Source organism: Virgibacillus necropolis, assembly GCF_044793635.1.
In the GTDB taxonomy this organism is placed as follows: domain Bacteria; phylum Bacillota; class Bacilli; order Bacillales; family Amphibacillaceae; genus Virgibacillus_F; species Virgibacillus_F necropolis_A.
The window spans coordinates 3882401-3902144 of record NZ_CP084992.1 but is presented as its reverse complement, the minus strand read 5'-3'; the positions used below and the strand labels follow the sequence as shown (position 1 = coordinate 3902144).

Below are 19744 nucleotides of genomic sequence, written 5' to 3'. Positions count from 1 at the left end.
CGACTGGTCAGTGGCGTACAAAAAAAGCGCAGGCCACTAATAGTCACTGATAGATCCTTATTCACCTGTTGATTCGTCCATAGCGTTTTCTTCTTTTTGTGCTTCTTTTATGCTTTCCTTTTCATCCTCAGTCTCTTTTTTCTTCCTATCAGGTAATTTAAGTTCAACACCTAAATAATCGTTCTCTTTAATTGCTGTACCTTTTTTAATGCTTTGTTTCACCACATATCCATTACCCATCGTTTCAACCTTCAAACCAATCAAATCGGCTAATTTATAGACCTCACGCATTGACCAGCCTTTTATATCAGGCATAGTTGGTTTATCTGTTATCAATAAGATCTGATTGTTCGCTATGATTTCTTCCCCTTTGCGTGCGCTGGCATTTACAATTTCATCACCATTACCAATAACCATTATATGCTTAAAGCCCAATTTAGATAACTGATCTTTCACATCTTTTGTTTCTTCACCTATTATTTCAGGAATTTTAACAATTGATGCTTTGTCGGTTGTTACTTTATCTGGATTGATATTCAAGTAATGTAAACCTTTTTTCATTACATTTTTGAATATAAATGATACAGGAATTGAACCAGCTTCATGATCCAATTCGGGCTGCTTAACAGAAACATACATCATTAGTTTTGGATCATCTTTTGGTGCCATCCCTAAAAAGGAGAAAATATAATTATCGTGCCCTGTCATGTAATTCCCTGTTTCAGGGTTGATATATTCTGCAGTCCCTGTTTTACCAGCAACAGAATATTCGTCCAGTTTATAGTTCTTACCAGTTCCATCAGTTACAACAGTGCCAAGTAATTCTTTTACATGATCGGCAGTTTCCTTAGAAATAGGTTGTCCGACTACCTCAGGGGATTTTTCTTTTAATGTTTTACCAGTACTTGAATCGACTACTTCTTTTATCACATAAGGCTTCATCATTTTACCATCATTTGCTATTGCAGTAGCAGCTTTCATTTGTTGAATTGCAGTTACAGTTGTACCTTGTCCAAACGCTGCGGTAATTTTCTCAATTGGGTAATTGTAAACTAACTGACCAGTAGCTTCACTTGGTAGATCTATCCCTGTTTTTTCATCAAATCCAAAAGCCTTAAAATAATCCAAATAAGTTTCCGGACCCATATATTCCCATAAAAGCTTTGCTGCCGCAACGTTGGAAGAATGTCTAAGGCCATCATCAAAAGAAATCATCCCCCAACCTTCCCCATTATTATAATCGCTAACTTTCTTAATATTGGGTAAAGCTCGATAGCTACCAGATTGAAAAAGTGCATTTCCATTATAGTTTCCTGAATCAATCGCAGCAGCCCACGTAAACATCTTCATTGTAGAACCCGGCTCATATGGTGTTGAAATTGCATCATTGTACCAATTCTCTACATTAGCAGGATTATTAGGGTTATAGCTCGGCCGATTACCCATCGCTACAATCTCACCGGTTTTTGGATCCATTACTATTGCTGTTATACGCTCTGGATCATACTCTTTGCTTACTTGTGAAAGTGTATCCTCTAACAAAGTTTGTATCTTTTGATTAATCGTTAAGTAAACATTATCGCCGTCTTCTGGTTTTTTGACAACCTCATTTGGGTCTAATAATTTCGTTCCATATTTATCACGCTGGTATGAAATATGGCCGTCCTCACCACCTAAAACATCGTTCATTTTTCTTTCAATACCTGCTATCCCGGAAATTTTCCCTTCCTTTTTTTGAGCAAAACCAATTATCCGTGATGCAAACATTCCATTAGGATAATAACGTATGGAGTTTTTTTCAAATGTAATTCCAGGTAAGTCAAGGTCTTCAATTTTATCCTTCGTATCTTGTGAAAGTTCTTTTCCATCTGACCCAAATTCAACCTGGAACTTATCATTCTCAATTCCAGATTCTAAACGTTCAAGAATATCTTGTTCCTTCATATCTAATAGAGGAGCCAACATCTCAGCAGTTTTTTCAGGATTTTTAACATGCTGCGAGAATGATTCTTTAACTATCGCTTGTATTTTAAAAGTAGGTCGATCATATGCCAATGTCATACCATTACTATCTAGTATTTTGCCACGTTCCGAATCGAGAGAATAAGAGGATGTACGTTTTCTGTCTGCCCATTCGTCTAACGAGACACCGTTAATTTCACCAGTAGCCTGTATGTACATGAACCTACCTGTCAAAATTAGAAAAATCGAGACGAATACAAGGATTAATACTCCAGCCATCAAATGTGTTGTCCTATTCTTTTTCATGACAAATATCCACCCTGCTTATTTGTTTAAAACACTAACTTGCTTAATTTCTGCATCTTGTATTTGTAACCCGTTTTCCTTAGCTATTTTAACGATTCTTTCCGGTCTGCTCAACTCTTTTTTTTCAAAAAGTAACCCTTCATTCAAAACCTGTTGTTTTTGCACATCATTTTGAAGTGCTTGCAAATCCCTATTAATCGTGTCTGTGGAAGAAGCGAAAGATACCATATACATAGCCGCTGTAATCAAACATGTACCTACTAGTGAATATAGTACCTTTTCACCTTTTGTAATCCAGCTTTGTTTTTTTACCTTTATTACAACCTGTTTGTCTTTTTTCGGTGCAGTAGTTTGTGTTTGTTGTTGCCAACTCCGGGCATGACTTGCGCTCATTATTTATTCCACCCTTCCATATAAGTAAATTCCGCGTTCCATGGTTTAACCTTTTCAATAATTCTTAACTTAGCTGATCTTGACCTTCGATTCTCTTCAAGTTCATCATCATTTGCAATAATTGGTTTGCGTGTAATGATTTTAAATGGTGCTTCATGTGATTCAGGAATAATAGGTAAATTTTTTGGTACCGGTTTTGTAGTGCTCCATTTTTTGAAGGCTTGTTTACAAATTCTATCCTCCAGTGATTGAAACGTTATAACAACTATTCTTCCGCCTACACTAACCATTCGTGCCGCTTGATGTAATGCATCATTAAAAACTGCTAATTCATCATTAACTGCGACCCGTAAAGCTTGAAAAATTCGTTTAGCTGGATGTCCACCTGTCCGCCTTGCAGCTGCTGGTATCGCATCCTTTATGATTTCAACTAATTGATGTGTTGTATTAATTGTCTCTTTTTCGCGATAAGCTTCTATCTTCCTTGCGATTTGCTTGGAAAATTTTTCTTCACCATATGCAAAGAATATCTTTATCAGCTTTTGATATGGCCACGTATTTACGATTTCATGTGCGTTCAGACTTTGCTCCTGATTCATTCGCATATCGAGGTATGCATCATGCTGATAACTAAATCCACGCTCTCCCCGATCAAGCTGAGGAGATGATACACCTAAATCAAATAGTATGCCATCAATGTTGGTAATGTCATTTCTTATCAGTTCCGCTTCTAGGTTGCGAAAGTTTGTGTGTATAAATTGTATTTTTTCATGAAAATCATTCAACTTTTCTTTCGCAGCATGTAACGCATCCATATCCTGATCAAAAGCAACTAATAACCCGTTGTCATGTAGTTTACTTGCAATCTGTTCAGAGTGCCCTCCACCACCAACCGTACAATCTACATATGTACCGTTTGGTGATATCTTTAGCCCGTTTATAGTTTCTTCTTTTAATACACTGTAATGGTTGAACATGGATACACACCCGCTTTTTCTTTACTAAATTATCGTCCGGCGCAAGCGCCAATTAACGGGCGCTTGCTCTTTCGGTTTAAATATCAAAATCCATGAGGTTCTCGGCAATCTCAGCGAATGATTCCTCGGAATCATTAAAGTAGTCTTCCCAATTTTCGCTAGCCCAAAATTCAATTCGGTTAGATACACCAATAACGACACACTCCTTACTTAATACTGCGTAATTTCGAAGTGGTTGTGGAATATTTATTCTACCCTGATTATCCACTTCACACTCAATTGCTCCAGAAAAGAAAAATCGAGTAAACGCTCTAGCATCTTTCTTTGTAAGTGGGAGTTTCTTTAGTTTTTCTTCGAGAAGCTTCCATTCGTCCATAGGATATGCAAATAAACATTTGTCTAATCCACGAGTCACAACAAAACGATCCCCAAGACCTTCACGGAACTTGGCAGGCACAATTATTCTCCCTTTTGTGTCAATGTTATGTTGAAATTCGCCCATGAACATATGGTTCTCCCCACTTTCCATATAAACATGTTACCACATTCCCCCACTATTCACCACTTAATTTTTAAACTTTTTCTAGGCAAATCGGAAAATGAGTAAGAAGTCCTTTTTACAAACAAAAAACACTGTCTCATTAAGGTTTTTACGCAAAAAAATATTCCTATGATTTCCTGGTCATTGTTTACAGATCAGGAAATATAGAAATATTTCATGTGTAGTAACACTAATTAAAACAGCTTTTTATAGAAGTGTGGTGGAAAGTGGTAGCAATTATAATTCTTACAGGTAAACGAGAAAATGTTCTTGTTCATAGGAACAATTTTGATCGGATAACTGTTTAATAAAATGTCTTCCATGCTTATTCATCCATGTCAAAGGATTCCAAACTCTTTCCTGTAAACCATCATTTGGATGTAAGGTTAATTGAAGTAAATTAAATTCATTAATCTCTAATGCATACTTTTCTTCAATTGTTTTTACAATCCTTTTTTCTAGAAAATCAACTTCTCTATACAAATAATCAAGATTTTTATTAGCTAAATCACCAAGATCAGATTGGATAGATCCTGCTAGTTCTCGAAGTGGTTGATGTGCCTCATCAATCGTTTTCTTGAGTTGATTTGTTAATTGGTTAACAGGAGGACTATATTTATCCTCTAACCATTTATTTTTCACATCCAGTACGCCTTTATTTATGGCATGTTCCGAATCTATATGGTATTTATTTAATAATTTTTCTACATGCCGTTCCATAAATGTAAAGGACAACCTAGGGACAACGGGTGGCATCTTCATGTTATTTGCGTGGAAAGCCTTCTTCAAAACCGACCAATAACTAATTTCACCTGGACCGCCAATGAATGCTAGAGATGGAAAAAGCATTTCCTGCATTAGTGGTCTTGTCATTACATTATTACTAAGTAATTCTGGTTTATTTCTGGCAATGCTTAATATTTCTTCTGTACTAAAATTTACCTCATTATTTTTACCAACCCAATTATCATGGTCATCGCGAACTAATAATACACGTTCACTTCCGTTCTGATAAAATAAATTCGCATCCCTCGCACCAACATCAATAGAAAGAGAATACCCTTGCTTTATAATTTCCTCATAAGAGCAGTTTATAGCGTGTGTCGTCTTAGATTGATTGTCAATCAGGTTTTCAAAATAGCTACTTTCAATGTGTCGAAGCTGACTATGATTAGAATCAACTAATACCAACCCCTCATCATTAAACAGCCAATAGATTAGCTTTGCAAAAAAATCAACGTATGTTTCTGATTCATTCAAAAACGTCTTTAATGTATCGTATAATTCTTTTGTATATAATGTTTCATTCAATTCTACAAACAGCTTATCCAACCATTTATTTGCTTGTACATCATCAATAGCTATATTCGAAACTGCTTTCTTTTCTATTTCACGCTGTAATAATGTATATTTCTTCATCTTTGATGTGTCGGATAGAAAAATATGATTTATTTCATCAAAATCATGGTCTTCCCCCGCTATCCAAAACACAGGTATTACCGGGACCTGAAGCCGCTCTTCCTGCTGCCTCGCTAGATGAATAACTGATATTGCTTTATTGATCGTATACATAGGTCCTGTTAACAGACCAGCCTGCTGTCCGGCAATTACTACTAGACTATTTGTCGCCCGCAAACGCTCAATATTTTCTATTGTGCTTTCAGGAGCATTCCATTTTTCATTGATTGTATGTAATACATCAGCTAATTGATTTCGATTTATATTTTTATGTTTTAAATCCTCGAAACGTTTTTGAAAAACATCGGATTCAAATGGATTATAATCAAAATGTTGCATGATTTTATCATTTTTATCTCTATAGTCTTTAATAAATTTGTTTTGTGTGTGTAAATTGATAGAGTGAACGCGCATAAATTACATGCTCCTTTAATTAATCTTAATGGTGCTCTTTGTATTCTACATAATTTGAAAGGAAATTTCATGAAATCTGTTTACCAATGTATTTATAAGAAGAGTAATCGATGAATGATACCATATAAAATCAGGGCAAAATACAAAAAAGAAAATAGCAGGAAACTAAAACGCCAAACAATTTTCCAAGCTCTACCAAAAATAACCTCTGTATGATTAATACGCTGGTGTATAATAATGATCGACAAAAGTAAGATATGAAAAACTAAAATATATCCAATAAAAAAATGATCAAAAATGACTTTGCACAGCATCATAACGGATAAGATATACAGTATATTAGTCCATGTAACCGCCTTGTGGAATGCATATAATCTGGTTTTTTTATTCACCCGATTCCATTTATAAATGACCCATGTTATGACAAACGGAACTGTTAAAGCACTGGCAATAATATAGGTAATAACGCTCCACATTTTTATTCATTTATCCCCTTTTTCACTTCTAATGCCTTCATGCTGTTATAAACAAATGTTGTATATGGTACGGCTGAATTTGATTTCTTTACTAAATAACCAGAGATTGCTTCATTCTCCGATTTTCGATTGCTTTTTAAGTCCTTCCACATGGAACTCACATTTTCTTTTGTATTATTGGCAACGGTTTGAACATGGTTCCACTGATCCATATAATCTAATTGTAATATGTAACATGCTTCACGGCACAATTCCTTAGCTAAGTTCATCAAATACGTATTTCGTAATATATCGCCATTTGGAACTTCAAATATTGCAGTAAGCGGGTTAATCACTGCATTAATCACCAGCTTTTCTGCTAATACCTTCTGCCAGTCTTTTTCTATCTGAAATGGAAAGAATTCATTGTTCAACCTATGTATAATAGCAGATAAGTTTTCTTCGCTACCACTAAAGTTTGCTAATTTAATAATGCCTTTTCCTGTATGTGTAATAATATGATCACTTTTACGCAAAGCTCCATGCGTTACAATCCCAATATAGACTGGTTGTGCTATATCACGGATAAGATCGATATGACCCATTCCATTTTGCAGGAAAATGATTGGGGTTTTTTCATTCATATAGGAAAGTAACGGTAAAACAGAATTCATATCTGGTTGTTTTACACATACAATAACACACTCTTCATCTTTTAACTCATTGGTCATTAATGCCTTTACTTTGCAGGGAGTTGTATGACTTGATAAAAATAATCCGTGATCATTTAGTTTTTGTTTTTGTTGATTTCTCCTTACATAAACTGTCACTTCGTGGTTTTCACTTAAGTATCTAGCAACTAATAAACCAACTGATCCACCACCTAAAACTCCAATCCTCATCAACTCTTCCTCCCACTTTAAAGCCTCTATTAGCTAATTGTAGCAAACAAACGCCTTCTTGTAACGAAAATCCAATGGCTCTTCCAAATTAAATTCTTCGTGCTGTTCGTTTCATTCTTAATTGGTTTATATTATAATTAAATTATATATAGGAAATATAGTACTGCAAAGGGGGAATAGATAGTGGAAAATATTAAGGTTGAAAAGCTACTAATCAATTATAAAACACTCGAAAAATTTAAACACTTTAAAGCGTATGGAAATCAGGAGCTTTCCATGCTGGAAGACCTACAAAGCAATATTGTAGAAAATGATAGTAACTCTCCATTTTATGGTATTTATTTTGGTAACAACCTTGTAGCAAGAATGAGCTTATATAAGGTGAGAGCTAAATATGATGCATATTTTAAACCACCTCAAGATTATCTAGAACTTTGGAAATTAGAGGTTTTGCCTGATTATCGTGGAAAAGGCTATGGAAGAGCACTAGTTGAATTTGCAAAGAAAGATGAATTACCAATCAAGACGAACCCTAGAATAAATTCGCAGGGATTTTGGGAAGAAATGGGATTCCAAAAAGCCAAATACGAAATGGAACGTGATCTGGGTGAAAATCCATATATTTGGATGCCAGCTGGAGTAAAAGAAAAAGAATAAGTAAAGGCATGATTGATGAAATTACATCAGTCATGCCCTTTTTTTATTCTATAAATGTACAAATTTTCAAGGATTGAAATGTTAGAAAAATGAAGGCTTCCGTCACCGTTAGCACTTGACGATAAGCCAATTAATTCGATGGGAAATCTTATACATAAAGAATACGATGCCACCCACTTTTCCATTAGTTCTTTACAGAAGATTTTACCCAACTCCAAAGATTGCCCATTTCTTTCCAGGCTTCATCATAACGGTGCAATACCGTTTTAAGATGAATGTTTTCTTCCTCCAATTTCTTCACAGCATTCTCTTGTTCCTTTTTTTGAATACTATGTTCATCTGAATAAGAATTCTTCATATTTTCCAATAATAGGATTGCAGTTTCTATTGTATCTTGATTGCTTTCCAATGTATTATCGTTTAAGCTTCTTGCATTGTTATGTGTTTTGTTTTTTCGTTCCTCCTTTGCCACATTAACTACATCCTGGTAGTTTTTTCTAATGGTTGCGTTCCACCTAAATCCGCAAGCTGCTGATGTGCGGGATAATTGATTTGCTACATCCTTAAATGCTTCAAGTTGTGTCTTTCCCTCTCTTATATACCGAAGTACTGTATCTGCTAAGATAACATCCTCATCACTTGACCACGCATCCTGACGCGTACGATTCATACCATCACTCCTTAACTATTTGCTATAAATGTATGCGAAAGGTAGCGATGATAGACTAATCGATTGCTATTTTCATTAGAATCTTTAATTGTTTCTATCCATTTTTATTTAAAAACCGATTTACAGCATCAATATGTTCTTTTGAATCCCATAGCAAGGAACAATTCCGGACCTCATCATCCATTAATGCAGACAAACCTAGTACCCCAACTTTTTGTTTGTATTGCTTACTTAAAATTTCCATTTGAGCCAAAGATTTTGAAACATAGGATGATAAGACTTCCGTTTGATCATCCCATAATTCGGTAGGAACTATTCTATGAATCCACCCTTTTTCCTTCAAATAGACAGCTTCGTATTTTTCGGCTTCTATTAGCCAATAATAAGCAAAGCTTGAATGAACCTTATCATATAAAAGCGCTCCACCACCCCAACCGGGAGTAATTCCAAGTTTTGTTTGGACAAAACCAAAATTGGTGGATTCTTTAGCTATCCGAAAATCACATGAAGTTGCTATTTCACATCCCCCACCAACTGCATCACCGTTTAATAAGCAAATAGTCGGGACTGGGAAAGATACAATATCAAATAGAACCTCTTTCATCGCATACAATTGATGAAAAGCATCACCAGGTGATAAGTCTCCGTGTAAATCTTTTAAATCCCCGCCAGCACAAAACACCTTATCTCCCGCACCAGTAATTACTAAAAACTTTATTTTTGTTTCTCTAGCTTGTTTTATTGCTTCCTTTAATTCCTGAGCCATTTCATTCGATACAGCATTTCTTTTCTCAGGTCTATTTAATGTAATCATGCTGTATCCTTCTGAAAAGGTTTCATATTGTATTGTTTTATACATGCTTACCCCTACTTCTTATGTATTTAAAAAAAGGCTGTTTTCGTAAAGATTGTTGCACTTGAGAGAATATATAAACTACGAAGTAACCAAAGATCTTGTTCAGTGCCCTGCGACCGCTACGGAAAAATCACTACGCTTTCCGCGGGCTTGCGCTGAGCCTCCTCGATCGCAAAGAACGCTCACTGCGGGGGCTCATCACTTCGCTTTCCCGCAGGAGTCTCCGTGTTTTTCCTTCGCTAGGGTCAGCTCATAACTTCAGTGATTGTGATTGGAGCTGCGGGTAGTCGACTCCTGCGGGAGGAAAGGCATAGGTGAGACCCCGGAGTGCGGAGCTCGAGGAGGCTCACTAGCCACCCTAAGGTGCGCGACTACCCGCAGCGGAAATCATGTTTCTGTTACGACGCAGTTTATATCAACTATGAAGATGAAAAGCAACAATGGGTACGAAAAGAGCCTAAAAAAACAGACTACAAAATGTGCAGTCTGCTTGATCAATTATGCTTCTTTAATTTCTTTTCCACCGTAATGTCCACAAGACTTACATACGTGGTGAGATTTAGTTAATTCACCACAATTTGAACATTCTACCATGCCAGGTACGTGTAGTTTTTTATGAGTACGACGTTGGTTTTTCACTTTTTTAGACGTTCTTCTTTTTGGTACTGCCATGACTTACACCTCCTTCAAATGACGAAAATAAAATTTGAAAATGACTCTATTCTTATTTTTCTTTGTCGTCGTTAAATAAGTTCTCTAATTTTTTAAATCGAGGATCTACTGTTTGCTTTTTTTCATCAGGAGACACAAGCTCCCAACCATTACCTTTAAAAGTAGCATTTTCTTCTGCTTCCTTATCCTCAGAAAACACTCGAAAAGGAACCTCTAGTAAAATATTTTCCTTTATATATGGCGTTAAGTCAAGTGTTTCTCCATTAATTGGATGAATTTCATTTTCAGCTTCTTCATCTCCGTAATACTCAGATAATGTGAAAACTTCCTTAGCGTAAATAGTAAAAGGAAATGGAACATCTACAAGAGTTCTTGCACATGGTAAAAACATTTCACCTTTTATCGTAAAATTTGAAATGATAGTATCCCCTTGAATATAACAATTACCTTTCACTTGTACAGGTTCAATTTCACGTATATCATTATTTAATGTTTCAAGTTCCGAAACATCAACTTTTTCCTCGAAATGAAAAGGCTCATTATATGAACTTCTTTTAATTTTTCCAATAGCAATTTGCATGATTATCACCTCTAGGCAACAAGAGTAATTTTAAAAGGAAAAAAGACTTTTGTCAACATATTTTCTTTACAGTTTAATAAATTGCTTCTAATTATTGTTCCCACTCTATAGTTGAATAATCACACTAGTATAAGATAGTGCGTTACACTCCGTTATTTGGTACAATGATTCTAACAATCAACTAGGAGTGGTTTAAGTGGACGCATGTGGTTTAATAGTCGAATATAACCCTTTTCATAATGGCCACCTTCACCATTTAGTAGAAGCGAAAAAGGAATCAAGTGCTTCCTGTATGATAGCTGTTATGAGTGGTAATTTCCTACAACGTGGTGAACCCGCAATCATAGATAAATTTCATCGAACTAGGGCAGCGTTGGCAGGCGGTATAGATATTGTTCTGGAATTACCATTTGTTTATGCCGTTCAATCCAGTGACCTGTTTGCAAAAGGATCTGTTCAAACGCTAAATGAAATTGGGGTATCTTCCATTTGTTTTGGTAGTGAATCTGGCACTACTTCTAATTTTACATCAAGCTATGAGATCTTTAAAGAGAAAGAGACTATTTTTCAAGCAGAATTACGTAAAAACCTACATAAAGGATTATCATTTCCGGATGCTAGTAAACACGCGTATGAACAGATAGGACTGACATCCGATGAAATGGATCTATCCCAACCAAATAATATACTTGGATTTAGTTATATAAAAGAAATTCTTGATCATGATTTAGCTATTAAAGCATTTACGGTAAAACGTACAAAAAGTGGTTATCATGATCAAACTATTTCAAGTACTATTGCCAGTGCAACAAGTATACGTAAACAGTTATTACAGGAAGGACATATAACAGAACACAGTGCTTCAACCTTTCCTAACAGTACAAAACAACAGCTAACGGATTATTATCATAAGACCGCAGTCTGGCATAACTGGGAACAGTATTTTTCACTGTTACAATATCGTGTAATGACAATGGACCATAATGAAATAGCTGCAATACATGGTGTGGATGAAGGACTTGAATATCGCATCAAAAAAACAGCAAAGCATGCCCAGTCACTGTATGAATGGGTAGATGCAATTAAAACGAAGCGTTACACCTGGACAAGAATCCAACGTGTATTTGTTCATATATTAACAAATACAAAAAAAGAGCACATTCAGCTTATTAAAACAAATGAATCTGTTCCATATGTTCGTTTGTTAGGGATGACAAAACAAGGACAGGCGTATTTAAATCAACAGAAGAAAGCTATGAATGTACCACTTGTTTCACAATTAACTCATCATAATAGTCCGTTATTAATTAGTGAGGAAAAAGCCAGCAATGCCTATTATAGCATTCTTAAGCCATCGTTAAGAAGAGATTTCATTAAACAGGAAATTGGGCCACCAATAATAATATAAGGCTCTTTTCGTTCGCATTGTTGCTATTTCATCTTCATAGTTGATATAAACCGCGTCATAACGTACCACTCCGGAAATAACTACGCGCACCTTAGGGCTCGCGCTGAGCCTCCTCGCGAGCAAAAACCGCTCACTGCGGGGTCTCATCGTCTTCGCTGTTTCCGCAGGAGTCTTCGTGTTTTTCCTTCGCTGGTGTCTGGAAGCAGTACTATATAGCTCCTTTCACTATTACGGCAGTTGATTGGAGCGGAGGATCGTTGACTCCTGCGGGAACAGCACGAGTCTGAAGACCCCGCAGCGGTGGTCTTCCGCGAGGAGGCTGAAGCCGTGCCCTAAGGTGCGCAACGGTCCGCAGCGGAAATCAACCAGCAGTTACGTCGCAATATATATCTATTCTCTCAAAAGCAACAATCTTTACGAAAACAGCCTAATATAAAAAACTAGTTGACGTGTTATTTAAGTCAACTAGTTTTTTGTCCGATTACTTTTCTTCCAGTTCTTGTAAGTAATTTAGTGCGTCTTCAAATGTATCTACAGGAACGATTTTCATGTCAGTACCAATTTCTTCAGCAGTCTTTTTTGCTACTTCATAATTGGAACCCTCAGCACCGTTTTCATTCGGTGCGAAGAAAATTTTACATCCTTCATCATCAGCTGCGATTACCTTTTTGTCTATACCGCCAATGCGTTGCACATTTCCTTCGTAGTCAATTTCCCCTGTTCCAGCAATTTCATAGCCACTCGTTAGGTCTTTTTTTGTCAATTGATCATAAATTTCTAACGAAAACATCAACCCTGCACTTGGACCTCCAATATTTCCACTTGAAAATGTGACATCAGGATCAACCTCTACACCACGGTCGGTAACTAATTGAATTCCTATTCCTACTTTATTGTCTAATTCTTCGAAGGCTTCTAATTCAATCTCTTTCGTAATGTGTTTATCACCGCGGACAATTTCCAGTTTAATTGTATCTCCAGCCTGTTTATCCTCAACATACTTAATTAGGTCCTCAGATTTGTCAACCGGTTTTCCGTCAATACCTATGATACGGTCCCCCATTTTCATAATACCATCGGCAGGCATTCCCTCGATTATGGTAACAACATATACACCATTATATTGAATGTCGATTCCTTCTTCAGCTGCCGTATAAGCTACAACTATAGCAGCTTCCTGGGAACTTTCCATCATTTGTAATTGTACATGGAAATATTCTTTTTCTGTAACACCTTCGGGCCTTATATCCTTAATCGGATGAAGCTCATGGTGCGGTAATACTTTAGCCATCGCATATTGGATCGGTGTCGCTTGCCCACCTCGAACGGTCACAAGATGCATATCACCCGCGCTTTCATATCCACCTTCAACCTCCACAATCGGATTCAAGGAACCTGCATCACCAGGTTTATAAATGTAGTAAGGAAGCTTATAAGTCGAAAGAAAGAATGCAATCACAACTACAATAATTAAATATACCAAATGACGTTTCGTAAATTTCATCAAAAAACTCCTTCTGTACCTGTCGATATGAACATTTCAATTTTAAAAAGTTTTAGCATAAATGTATGTACCGAAAGCGTATAGTGATAATAGCTTGTATCTATTCTTCTGCTGTTAGCTTAACAAATTTAGATGTTAACACCTATTTAAATGTATTCATGTACAAGCTAAAATCATTCTACTACTATCAAAAAAATATGTACAGGATGAGCTCATTCACTAGGGGGCTTTAAGTTGAAACAAATCATTGCTAGTATACTTTTTGCAGGTACAACCATATTTATGACGTTTGCATTAATTACATATCCGGATGAGGCATTTGAAGCAAGTTTACGTGGGTTAAATATGTGGCTGGAAAAGGTATTTCCTTCTCTTCTTCCTTTTTTTATAATTGCTGAACTATTAATCGCATTTGGTGTTGTAAAATTTATTGGGGTACTGTGTGAACCAATAATGCGCCCATTGTTTAATGTGCCTGGAGTTGGCAGCTTTGCCTGGGCAATGGGAATGGCTAGCGGTTATCCTACAGGGGCAAAAATCACTGTTCGTCTTCGTGAAGAAAAACAACTTACCAGACTTGAGGGGGAGAGGTTGGTATCCTTTACAAATGCTTCCAGTCCATTGTTTATTTTCGGTGTAGTGGCAGTTGGCTTCTTTTATGACACAAAATTAGGGATACTGCTTGCAATAGCTCACTACGGTGGAAATGCATTGGTTGGAATTTGCATGCGTTACTACGGAAGTAAAGAAGATGAGGAAGAAAGTAGAAATAAAAAACAAAAGGTATCAATAATTCGGGCATTTAAAGAGATGCATACGACCAGAGTCTCGGATCCCAGACCATTTGGAGAAATTTTCGGTGACGCTGTCATTAATTCCATCAAGACGCTGGTGATGGTTGGAGGATTTATCATCATTTTCTCTGTCTTTATAAAACTATTATATATTATTGGCATATCACCAATTATAGCGAGTGGCTTACAATTGATACTTCATCTTTTCTCATTGCCAATAGAGTTAGCATTACCGATCTTTTCTGGACTATTTGAAATTACGATTGGTTCTGACTTGATAACAAAAGTTGCCGCGGATCCTTTAATTGCGAAGGTAATTGCAGTAAGTTTTATTTTAGGATTTAATGGATTTTCCATTCAGGCCCAAGTCGCAAGTATTTTGGCAAAATCAGATTTACGTTTCTTCCCTTACTTTTTCGCCAGAATTCTTCATGGTATATTCGCAAGTATCCTTGTTATATTTTTATATAAGCCTTTATATTTGAATCAAAAAGCAATTAATATGGATGATCTACCGGTAACGAGTAGCACACAGGAGACTTTTTGGCAAATTACTCTAGATTACCTGCAAATTTTTGGTCCAATCTTCACCATCTTTACAATAACCTTAGCATTCTTCATTCTCTTACGCAGACAACTCACGAATTCATAAAGATGTGGTAAGGCAAAAAGTAATTACACACCTTTTTGCCTTACCACATCTTTTCTCTTATCATTTATATTTCTTATGTAATTCCTGTGCTACAACCGCTGGGACCAAGTCTGATACATTGGCTTGATACTTTGCAACTTCTTTTACGATACTAGAACTTAGGAAAGAATATTGATTGTTTGTCATCATAAAGAACGTCTCGATGGTTTCATCCAACTTCCTGTTCATGGATGTAATTTGCATTTCATACTCGAAGTCACTAACAGCTCGCAAGCCTCGTAGAATAGCATTAGCATTTTTTTCTTTTGCATAATCAATTAATAAACCATCACATGCATCAACAGTTACATTAGGTATATCTTTCGTAGATTCCTGCAGTAAGTAAACGCGTTCTTCAACAGAAAATAATGGATTCTTAACCTGATTGTTGAATACCGCTACAACTACTTCATCAAAGATTCGTGCCCCTCTTTGAATGATATCTAAATGCCCATATGTAACAGGATCAAAGCTTCCTGGACAAATTGCTAATCTGCTCATTCGAACCCTCCTTTCTATATTTTTTGATAAAGGCTAATTCCAATTGTTCCACCGTAAGACGCCTGTTTAACTAATGAAAAGGTTGAATGTGTTTCGGGTAGAGCTTCCCTTTTATCATGTTCACAGTAAATGTAGCCGTTTTGCCGGATTAGATTTAACTTTTCAATTTCATCTAATAGTTCCCCATAATCAGCTTTTTTATATGGTGGATCAAGTAAAATTAAATCAAATTGTAAGTCTCTTTTTGCAGCTGCTTGAATTGCTCGAAAGGCATCTGTCCGAAAAACCTCAGTTCGATTCTCTAATTGCAAGTCTTTTATATTCTCATGAATAGTATGAATAGCTTTTGATTGCTTATCCACAAAAATAGCATTTTCCATCCCACGACTCAATGCTTCAATCCCTAATGAGCCGCTACCTGCAAACAGATCTAGACAAGATCCATTGTCAAAAAAAGGCCCGATGATTTGAAATATCGCCTCTTTTACTTTATCTGTTGTAGGTCTAGTTTGGTTACCTGGAACAACCTTTATTTGACGCCCTTTTAACGTGCCCGCAATTACGCGCATTTGACCACCTCTATTAGACATAGTTCGACATTAATCCTATCACAAAAAGTTTTATAAAAAAACTACTAATCATTTGTATAGAAATCTTTTTCCTGTACATACTAAAAAAATGAAACAGCAAACGCTTTGCTTGGTTGTTTCACGAATAGAAGAAGACTTACATTCCCCATAAGTTCTTCTTCTGATTTCTCCTCTCCCTTTACTTTTTGTTTTTTTAAAAACAAAAAGACCTGCAGATTAAATATCTGCAGGTTTTTTTTGTGCAAAAATAGAAAGATGTCTAGCTGGCTGCTTGCATATAAAACAGTCGCCTTCGCTTTTCTTGTCTAGCTACGGCTCCTAGAAGCTGCCGTCATAAGCAATGAACACTACGAACGCTGGACTACCGCGTTCTTCGGTTCCTTGCTTATGCGTCCGCTTCTACCCAGTCGCCTTCGCTTTTCTATTTAAATGCCCATCTTGTAGTCGTATTCTTTTGCTTTATCAGGTTTAGCATTTTCAAAATCTGTACGGATAAATGGTTTGTATGACCGATCAACTTTAGATACAAAAGACAATTTTAATAATTTATGTTCTGTATCTTCTATGTCCTCTTGATTTACATAGATTACTGCATACTTAAGCTTTTTGGATGAATACAGAAGATGACCATATCTCCTAATCTGCTTAAGGTTTTTCATATGTTGAAACCAAACAATAATCCCTTGTCTCTTTGTTCTCATAATATATCCTCACTAACCTAATCATTTGTAATTAGTGTATCAAATAATTGTAGCTGCTACAATTATTATGAGGCCTTACAACCACATCCACTGCTGCCTGAACCACAACCACATCCACCATCTGATAACGCAGCCCCGTCCTTAGGAGCTTTAATCATATCTCCAACACTCATCGCTACATTTTGACTTATTTCGTCCAGTAGCTTTTGGAGATTCCGTTCAGCTATTTTAAAAGCAGCAACTTTATCGTCCATATCCATTTCACGCTTAATGGATCTTACCTTTTTCATGATGACACTATAATCTGGATGATACCTCCCAAAACGCTGTACATCCTCATATTGATCCTTTATATCTGCAAAAGCTTTTATAAGCTTTTGGGATTCTTTATCCTCTTCAAGTGCTTTTTGGGAACTATTGTATGACTCCATTACCTCTGACTGCAAAATCATTTTACCAAGAGCTTCAGAACCATCTAGAATATCAACAATTTCCATTGTTCCTATCATTAATATCACCCCTATTATATCTTATCATTTTCCTCCTAGTATGAAAATGTATAAATATATTAATCATCCATAGTTGCTAATTGAACAAGCATTTTCATCATGGAAAGTTTATTACTTGCTTTCTCAAATTGTTGTGGCCAAGTTTTTCCGTAAAACTTTTTCGCCTCTTTTTCAATCTCCATTATCCTGCTCGGATCTCTTGAAAGATATCTGTACCAAACCGGATTATGCCTCACAAATCTTAATAAGTTAGGCTCTGACTTTAAATAATGGTAGCAATTCATATCCATTTTTCTCACACTCAATCCCTATATTTATTATCATTATATCCCCGATTAAAAACTTTCCCTTGTTTACCTTCCTGGAATTGGTTAAGCATGCCCTGAACAATTGAAATTGTTTGATCCCATTGCTTCACACGGTCTTGTATTTGATCTATATCTGTTTCTTCCGTCCATTTACGCAGCTTATCCATTACATTAGATTCTGTTTTACTTTTCCCACCACCCTTTTTATACTTATCCCAATACGGGTCTGATTCTCCAAGCAATACCCATTTTTCATAATATGTCTGCCAGGATTCCGCGCCTCGCCTTACTTCTTTTATAAGGCTTGGATGATTATTTATAAAATCCCGAAATTCTAAAATAGATGAATCTAACTCTTTTTCACTCATTTCAATCACCTCAAGATTAGATAGCTACTATTAATAATTTATGCCCAACTTCGTACATTGTGAGCTTAAAATACGAAAACCTGAAGGGATTGAATCCCTTCAGGTTCTTTCTTACCATCAAGGAAAGTATAAACGAAAGTCTGTCTAGCTCCAGCGCCCAGCGCCTAGTGGACTTCCTTCACCTCCGTACGATAAGTCAAACATCGGTTCGCTTTAGCTCACCGTGTTTCCTTTATCTCCTGCGGTTCAGTCCAGTCCATACGTCGCTTAACGGGCGCTTGCGCATTTCTTACCATCCCATAGGTTTTTGTAAAAAGTTTTGCGTGTAATAAAAGTGATAAACACCCACACCTAAATGTGTATAATCCTTTTCCAGTAAAGCTTCCCGGTGACCTTTACTATTTAACCATCCTTGCATTGCTGCTGGTGCGTCTGGGTATCGGGCTGCTATATTTTCACCTGCGGCAAGATAATATACCTCCTTGGCCGCTAAACGTTCTTTAAGGCCATCCCCATTTAGTCGATAATGAGAAAAATATTTATTTACAGCCATATCCTTGCTATGAAGAAAAGCAACTTCACTTACAGAATCGCCCCACTTTAATTTGGACTTATCGTGTTGATTTCGAATAACATTTGTTATTGAAAATATTTGTTGTTCCATCCCTTTTTCTACTTTGTTCCACTCTTCATCCGTTAAATTAGGTTCTTCTGGTAAACTTCCTCGATATTCTATCGCATATGGACGTTGTTTTAGTAGAACATCACCTGTTAATACGCGAATAGCAGATAACTTAGATGTAACTGTATCAAAATAGCATTGTAAAAAAACATTGTCTGCTAACTTTACTAATGGGCGCATTTCCATTTCCTTGTCGTCTAATTTAAATGTGTAGGAGGAGACACCTTGATAAAAAGTAACCTCATTCTTAAATGAAAATTGTTTATTAACATCTTGGTATGTTTGTCCTACATGTATAGGTTCTGTTGACAAATCTTTACCCGTTGCATAAACCGTCGTTATTTTATGATCTAAAACACCAAATTGAATATGTGTTTTGGTTTGATCTGTGTACACCCACCATTCATAACCATAGGCACTTAAATCTTTGCGAATTGGCTCACCTAGACTTTTGGTGAGTTCATCTGTATTTTCACCTATCCATTGAAAGAGTTTTCCGTCCAGATTAATGTTAGATTGTTCTCTATCTGGCACTATCTTTGTTTGGAGTGTACTTGTTTTACTTTTTAGTTTCTCACTAATATCCTTTACGGCTTCCTTTGGTGTTACATTATACATATCTAATAGATAGTAACCACCAAAAACTAGTACCAAGAGTATGATTATGGTCCGAATTAATCGCATATATGCTTCTCCCTCTTCGTTTTTTAAATGGAATATGATATTACAGAAATATATGTAAGCACCTTAGAAACCATGCAAGAAATTCTATTATTTCATAGTTTATCATCTAGCAACAAACTTCGACAATAACGTTTAACTGCGACTTACTTAAGATATATAAT

Annotated in this window: 22 protein-coding genes; 3 read left to right on the top strand and 19 right to left on the bottom strand. The window is 36.2% G+C overall.

Features of this window, described 5'->3' with window-relative positions; genetic code table 11:
* Nucleotides 1-57 precede the first annotated feature (57 nt).
* The 7 genes from LG329_RS19330 to LG329_RS19300 all read right to left on the bottom strand — a co-directional run bounded on the left by LG329_RS19330 (nucleotide 58) and on the right by LG329_RS19300 (nucleotide 7408).
* A complete protein-coding gene (locus LG329_RS19330; protein ID WP_404452502.1) occupies nucleotides 58-2268 on the bottom strand; it encodes a penicillin-binding transpeptidase domain-containing protein in 2211 nt (736 codons plus the stop codon).
* Nucleotides 2269-2286: 18 nt separating this feature from the next.
* Nucleotides 2287-2661 carry a cell division protein FtsL gene (ftsL, locus tag LG329_RS19325; RefSeq protein ID WP_404452501.1) on the bottom strand — a complete coding sequence of 125 codons (375 nt, stop codon included), beginning with the start codon at nucleotides 2659-2661 and terminating at the stop codon, nucleotides 2287-2289.
* On the bottom strand, nucleotides 2661-3638 hold the full coding sequence (rsmH, locus tag LG329_RS19320; RefSeq protein ID WP_404452500.1) for a 16S rRNA (cytosine(1402)-N(4))-methyltransferase RsmH: 978 nt from the start codon (nucleotides 3636-3638) through the stop codon (nucleotides 2661-2663). The genes ftsL and rsmH overlap by 1 nt, the downstream gene beginning before the upstream one ends.
* A 76-nt stretch (nucleotides 3639-3714) precedes the next feature.
* Entirely contained in the window at nucleotides 3715-4146 is a 432-nt protein-coding gene (gene mraZ, locus LG329_RS19315) for a division/cell wall cluster transcriptional repressor MraZ (protein WP_404452499.1), read from the bottom strand.
* Between the two features lie 279 nt (nucleotides 4147-4425).
* Entirely contained in the window at nucleotides 4426-6051 is a 1626-nt protein-coding gene (gene bshC, locus LG329_RS19310; protein WP_404452498.1) for a bacillithiol biosynthesis cysteine-adding enzyme BshC, read from the bottom strand.
* A 92-nt stretch (nucleotides 6052-6143) separates the two neighbouring features.
* On the bottom strand, nucleotides 6144-6527 hold the full coding sequence (locus tag LG329_RS19305) for a DUF3397 family protein (RefSeq protein WP_404452497.1): 384 nt from the start codon (nucleotides 6525-6527) through the stop codon (nucleotides 6144-6146).
* A 2-nt stretch (nucleotides 6528-6529) separates the two neighbouring features.
* Complete coding sequence (locus LG329_RS19300; protein ID WP_404452496.1) at nucleotides 6530-7408, bottom strand: 2-dehydropantoate 2-reductase; 879 nt, start codon at nucleotides 7406-7408, stop codon at nucleotides 6530-6532.
* Between the two features lie 183 nt (nucleotides 7409-7591).
* Here LG329_RS19300 and LG329_RS19295 point away from each other — a divergent pair, with 183 nt between their 5' ends.
* Nucleotides 7592-8065, top strand: coding sequence for an N-acetyltransferase (locus LG329_RS19295; protein ID WP_404452495.1), 474 nt, complete (start codon nucleotides 7592-7594; stop codon nucleotides 8063-8065).
* A 184-nt stretch (nucleotides 8066-8249) separates the two neighbouring features.
* On the opposite strand, the gene LG329_RS19290 is transcribed toward LG329_RS19295, so the two are convergent.
* From LG329_RS19290 to LG329_RS19275, 4 genes are all read right to left on the bottom strand, one after another.
* A complete protein-coding gene (locus LG329_RS19290; RefSeq protein ID WP_404452494.1) occupies nucleotides 8250-8735 on the bottom strand; it encodes an RsfA family transcriptional regulator in 486 nt (161 codons plus the stop codon).
* Between the two features lie 94 nt (nucleotides 8736-8829).
* Entirely contained in the window at nucleotides 8830-9594 is a 765-nt protein-coding gene (locus LG329_RS19285) for an enoyl-CoA hydratase/isomerase family protein (protein ID WP_404452493.1), read from the bottom strand.
* 495 nt (nucleotides 9595-10089) lie between these two features.
* Nucleotides 10090-10263 carry a 50S ribosomal protein L32 gene (gene rpmF / locus LG329_RS19280; RefSeq protein WP_404452492.1) on the bottom strand — a complete coding sequence of 58 codons (174 nt, stop codon included), beginning with the start codon at nucleotides 10261-10263 and terminating at the stop codon, nucleotides 10090-10092.
* Nucleotides 10264-10315: 52 nt separating this feature from the next.
* A complete protein-coding gene (locus LG329_RS19275; RefSeq protein ID WP_404452491.1) occupies nucleotides 10316-10843 on the bottom strand; it encodes a YceD family protein in 528 nt (175 codons plus the stop codon).
* Nucleotides 10844-11039: 196 nt separating this feature from the next.
* Here LG329_RS19275 and LG329_RS19270 point away from each other — a divergent pair, with 196 nt between their 5' ends.
* The gene (locus tag LG329_RS19270; protein WP_404452490.1) at nucleotides 11040-12251 is read left to right on the top strand and encodes a nucleotidyltransferase; all 1212 of its coding nucleotides are present in this window, start codon (nucleotides 11040-11042) and stop codon (nucleotides 12249-12251) included.
* Nucleotides 12252-12732: 481 nt separating this feature from the next.
* Here the strand turns inward: LG329_RS19270 and LG329_RS19265 are convergent, their stop codons facing one another.
* Nucleotides 12733-13755 (bottom strand): SepM family pheromone-processing serine protease, encoded by a 1023-nt coding sequence (locus LG329_RS19265; RefSeq protein WP_404452489.1) that lies wholly within the window; start codon nucleotides 13753-13755, stop codon nucleotides 12733-12735.
* Nucleotides 13756-13989: 234 nt separating this feature from the next.
* Here LG329_RS19265 and ylbJ point away from each other — a divergent pair, with 234 nt between their 5' ends.
* Nucleotides 13990-15201, top strand: coding sequence for a sporulation integral membrane protein YlbJ (ylbJ, locus tag LG329_RS19260; RefSeq protein WP_404452488.1), 1212 nt, complete (start codon nucleotides 13990-13992; stop codon nucleotides 15199-15201).
* A gap of 60 nt (nucleotides 15202-15261) precedes the next feature.
* Here the strand turns inward: ylbJ and coaD are convergent, their stop codons facing one another.
* The 7 genes from coaD to LG329_RS19225 form a co-directional block, all read right to left on the bottom strand.
* Nucleotides 15262-15741, bottom strand: a complete 480-nt coding sequence (gene coaD, locus LG329_RS19255; RefSeq protein ID WP_404452487.1) for a pantetheine-phosphate adenylyltransferase — start codon at nucleotides 15739-15741, stop codon at nucleotides 15262-15264.
* A gap of 14 nt (nucleotides 15742-15755) precedes the next feature.
* Nucleotides 15756-16310 carry a 16S rRNA (guanine(966)-N(2))-methyltransferase RsmD gene (rsmD, locus tag LG329_RS19250; RefSeq protein ID WP_404456786.1) on the bottom strand — a complete coding sequence of 185 codons (555 nt, stop codon included), beginning with the start codon at nucleotides 16308-16310 and terminating at the stop codon, nucleotides 15756-15758.
* Nucleotides 16311-16756: 446 nt separating this feature from the next.
* Complete coding sequence (locus LG329_RS19245; protein ID WP_404452486.1) at nucleotides 16757-17032, bottom strand: YlbG family protein; 276 nt, start codon at nucleotides 17030-17032, stop codon at nucleotides 16757-16759.
* 65 nt (nucleotides 17033-17097) lie between these two features.
* Nucleotides 17098-17541: a YlbF family regulator gene (locus LG329_RS19240; RefSeq protein WP_404452485.1), complete on the bottom strand. Its 444-nt coding sequence runs from the start codon at nucleotides 17539-17541 to the stop codon at nucleotides 17098-17100.
* Nucleotides 17542-17600: 59 nt separating this feature from the next.
* Nucleotides 17601-17825 carry a YlbE-like family protein gene (locus tag LG329_RS19235; RefSeq protein WP_404452484.1) on the bottom strand — a complete coding sequence of 75 codons (225 nt, stop codon included), beginning with the start codon at nucleotides 17823-17825 and terminating at the stop codon, nucleotides 17601-17603.
* A gap of 17 nt (nucleotides 17826-17842) precedes the next feature.
* Nucleotides 17843-18217 (bottom strand): spore coat protein YlbD, encoded by a 375-nt coding sequence (ylbD, locus tag LG329_RS19230; protein WP_404452483.1) that lies wholly within the window; start codon nucleotides 18215-18217, stop codon nucleotides 17843-17845.
* Between the two features lie 289 nt (nucleotides 18218-18506).
* Nucleotides 18507-19583, bottom strand: coding sequence for a CAP domain-containing protein (locus tag LG329_RS19225; RefSeq protein WP_404452482.1), 1077 nt, complete (start codon nucleotides 19581-19583; stop codon nucleotides 18507-18509).
* Nucleotides 19584-19744 lie beyond the last annotated feature (161 nt).

Bases quoted from the DNA above. Each gene is read 5' to 3' on its own strand.
- LG329_RS19285 (WP_404452493.1), bottom strand. From the start codon at position 9,594: ATGTATAAAACAATACAATATGAAACCTTTTCAGAAGGATACAGCATG.
- LG329_RS19290 (WP_404452494.1), bottom strand. From the start codon at position 8,735: ATGAATCGTACGCGTCAGGATGCGTGGTCAAGTGATGAGGATGTTATC.
- ftsL (WP_404452501.1), bottom strand. From the start codon at position 2,661: ATGAGCGCAAGTCATGCCCGGAGTTGGCAACAACAAACACAAACTACT.
- LG329_RS19275 (WP_404452491.1), bottom strand. From the start codon at position 10,843: ATGCAAATTGCTATTGGAAAAATTAAAAGAAGTTCATATAATGAGCCT.
- rpmF (WP_404452492.1), bottom strand. From the start codon at position 10,263: ATGGCAGTACCAAAAAGAAGAACGTCTAAAAAAGTGAAAAACCAACGT.
- rsmD (WP_404456786.1), bottom strand. From the start codon at position 16,310: ATGCGCGTAATTGCGGGCACGTTAAAAGGGCGTCAAATAAAGGTTGTT.
- LG329_RS19235 (WP_404452484.1), bottom strand. From the start codon at position 17,825: ATGAATTGCTACCATTATTTAAAGTCAGAGCCTAACTTATTAAGATTT.
- LG329_RS19225 (WP_404452482.1), bottom strand. From the start codon at position 19,583: ATGCGATTAATTCGGACCATAATCATACTCTTGGTACTAGTTTTTGGT.
- LG329_RS19305 (WP_404452497.1), bottom strand. From the start codon at position 6,527: ATGTGGAGCGTTATTACCTATATTATTGCCAGTGCTTTAACAGTTCCG.
- LG329_RS19240 (WP_404452485.1), bottom strand. From the start codon at position 17,541: ATGATAGGAACAATGGAAATTGTTGATATTCTAGATGGTTCTGAAGCT.
- LG329_RS19300 (WP_404452496.1), bottom strand. From the start codon at position 7,408: ATGAGGATTGGAGTTTTAGGTGGTGGATCAGTTGGTTTATTAGTTGCT.
- rsmH (WP_404452500.1), bottom strand. From the start codon at position 3,638: ATGTTCAACCATTACAGTGTATTAAAAGAAGAAACTATAAACGGGCTA.
- LG329_RS19265 (WP_404452489.1), bottom strand. From the start codon at position 13,755: ATGAAATTTACGAAACGTCATTTGGTATATTTAATTATTGTAGTTGTG.
- ylbD (WP_404452483.1), bottom strand. From the start codon at position 18,217: ATGAGTGAAAAAGAGTTAGATTCATCTATTTTAGAATTTCGGGATTTT.
- LG329_RS19245 (WP_404452486.1), bottom strand. From the start codon at position 17,032: ATGAGAACAAAGAGACAAGGGATTATTGTTTGGTTTCAACATATGAAA.
- bshC (WP_404452498.1), bottom strand. From the start codon at position 6,051: ATGCGCGTTCACTCTATCAATTTACACACACAAAACAAATTTATTAAA.
- mraZ (WP_404452499.1), bottom strand. From the start codon at position 4,146: ATGTTCATGGGCGAATTTCAACATAACATTGACACAAAAGGGAGAATA.
- LG329_RS19330 (WP_404452502.1), bottom strand. From the start codon at position 2,268: ATGAAAAAGAATAGGACAACACATTTGATGGCTGGAGTATTAATCCTT.
- coaD (WP_404452487.1), bottom strand. From the start codon at position 15,741: ATGAGCAGATTAGCAATTTGTCCAGGAAGCTTTGATCCTGTTACATAT.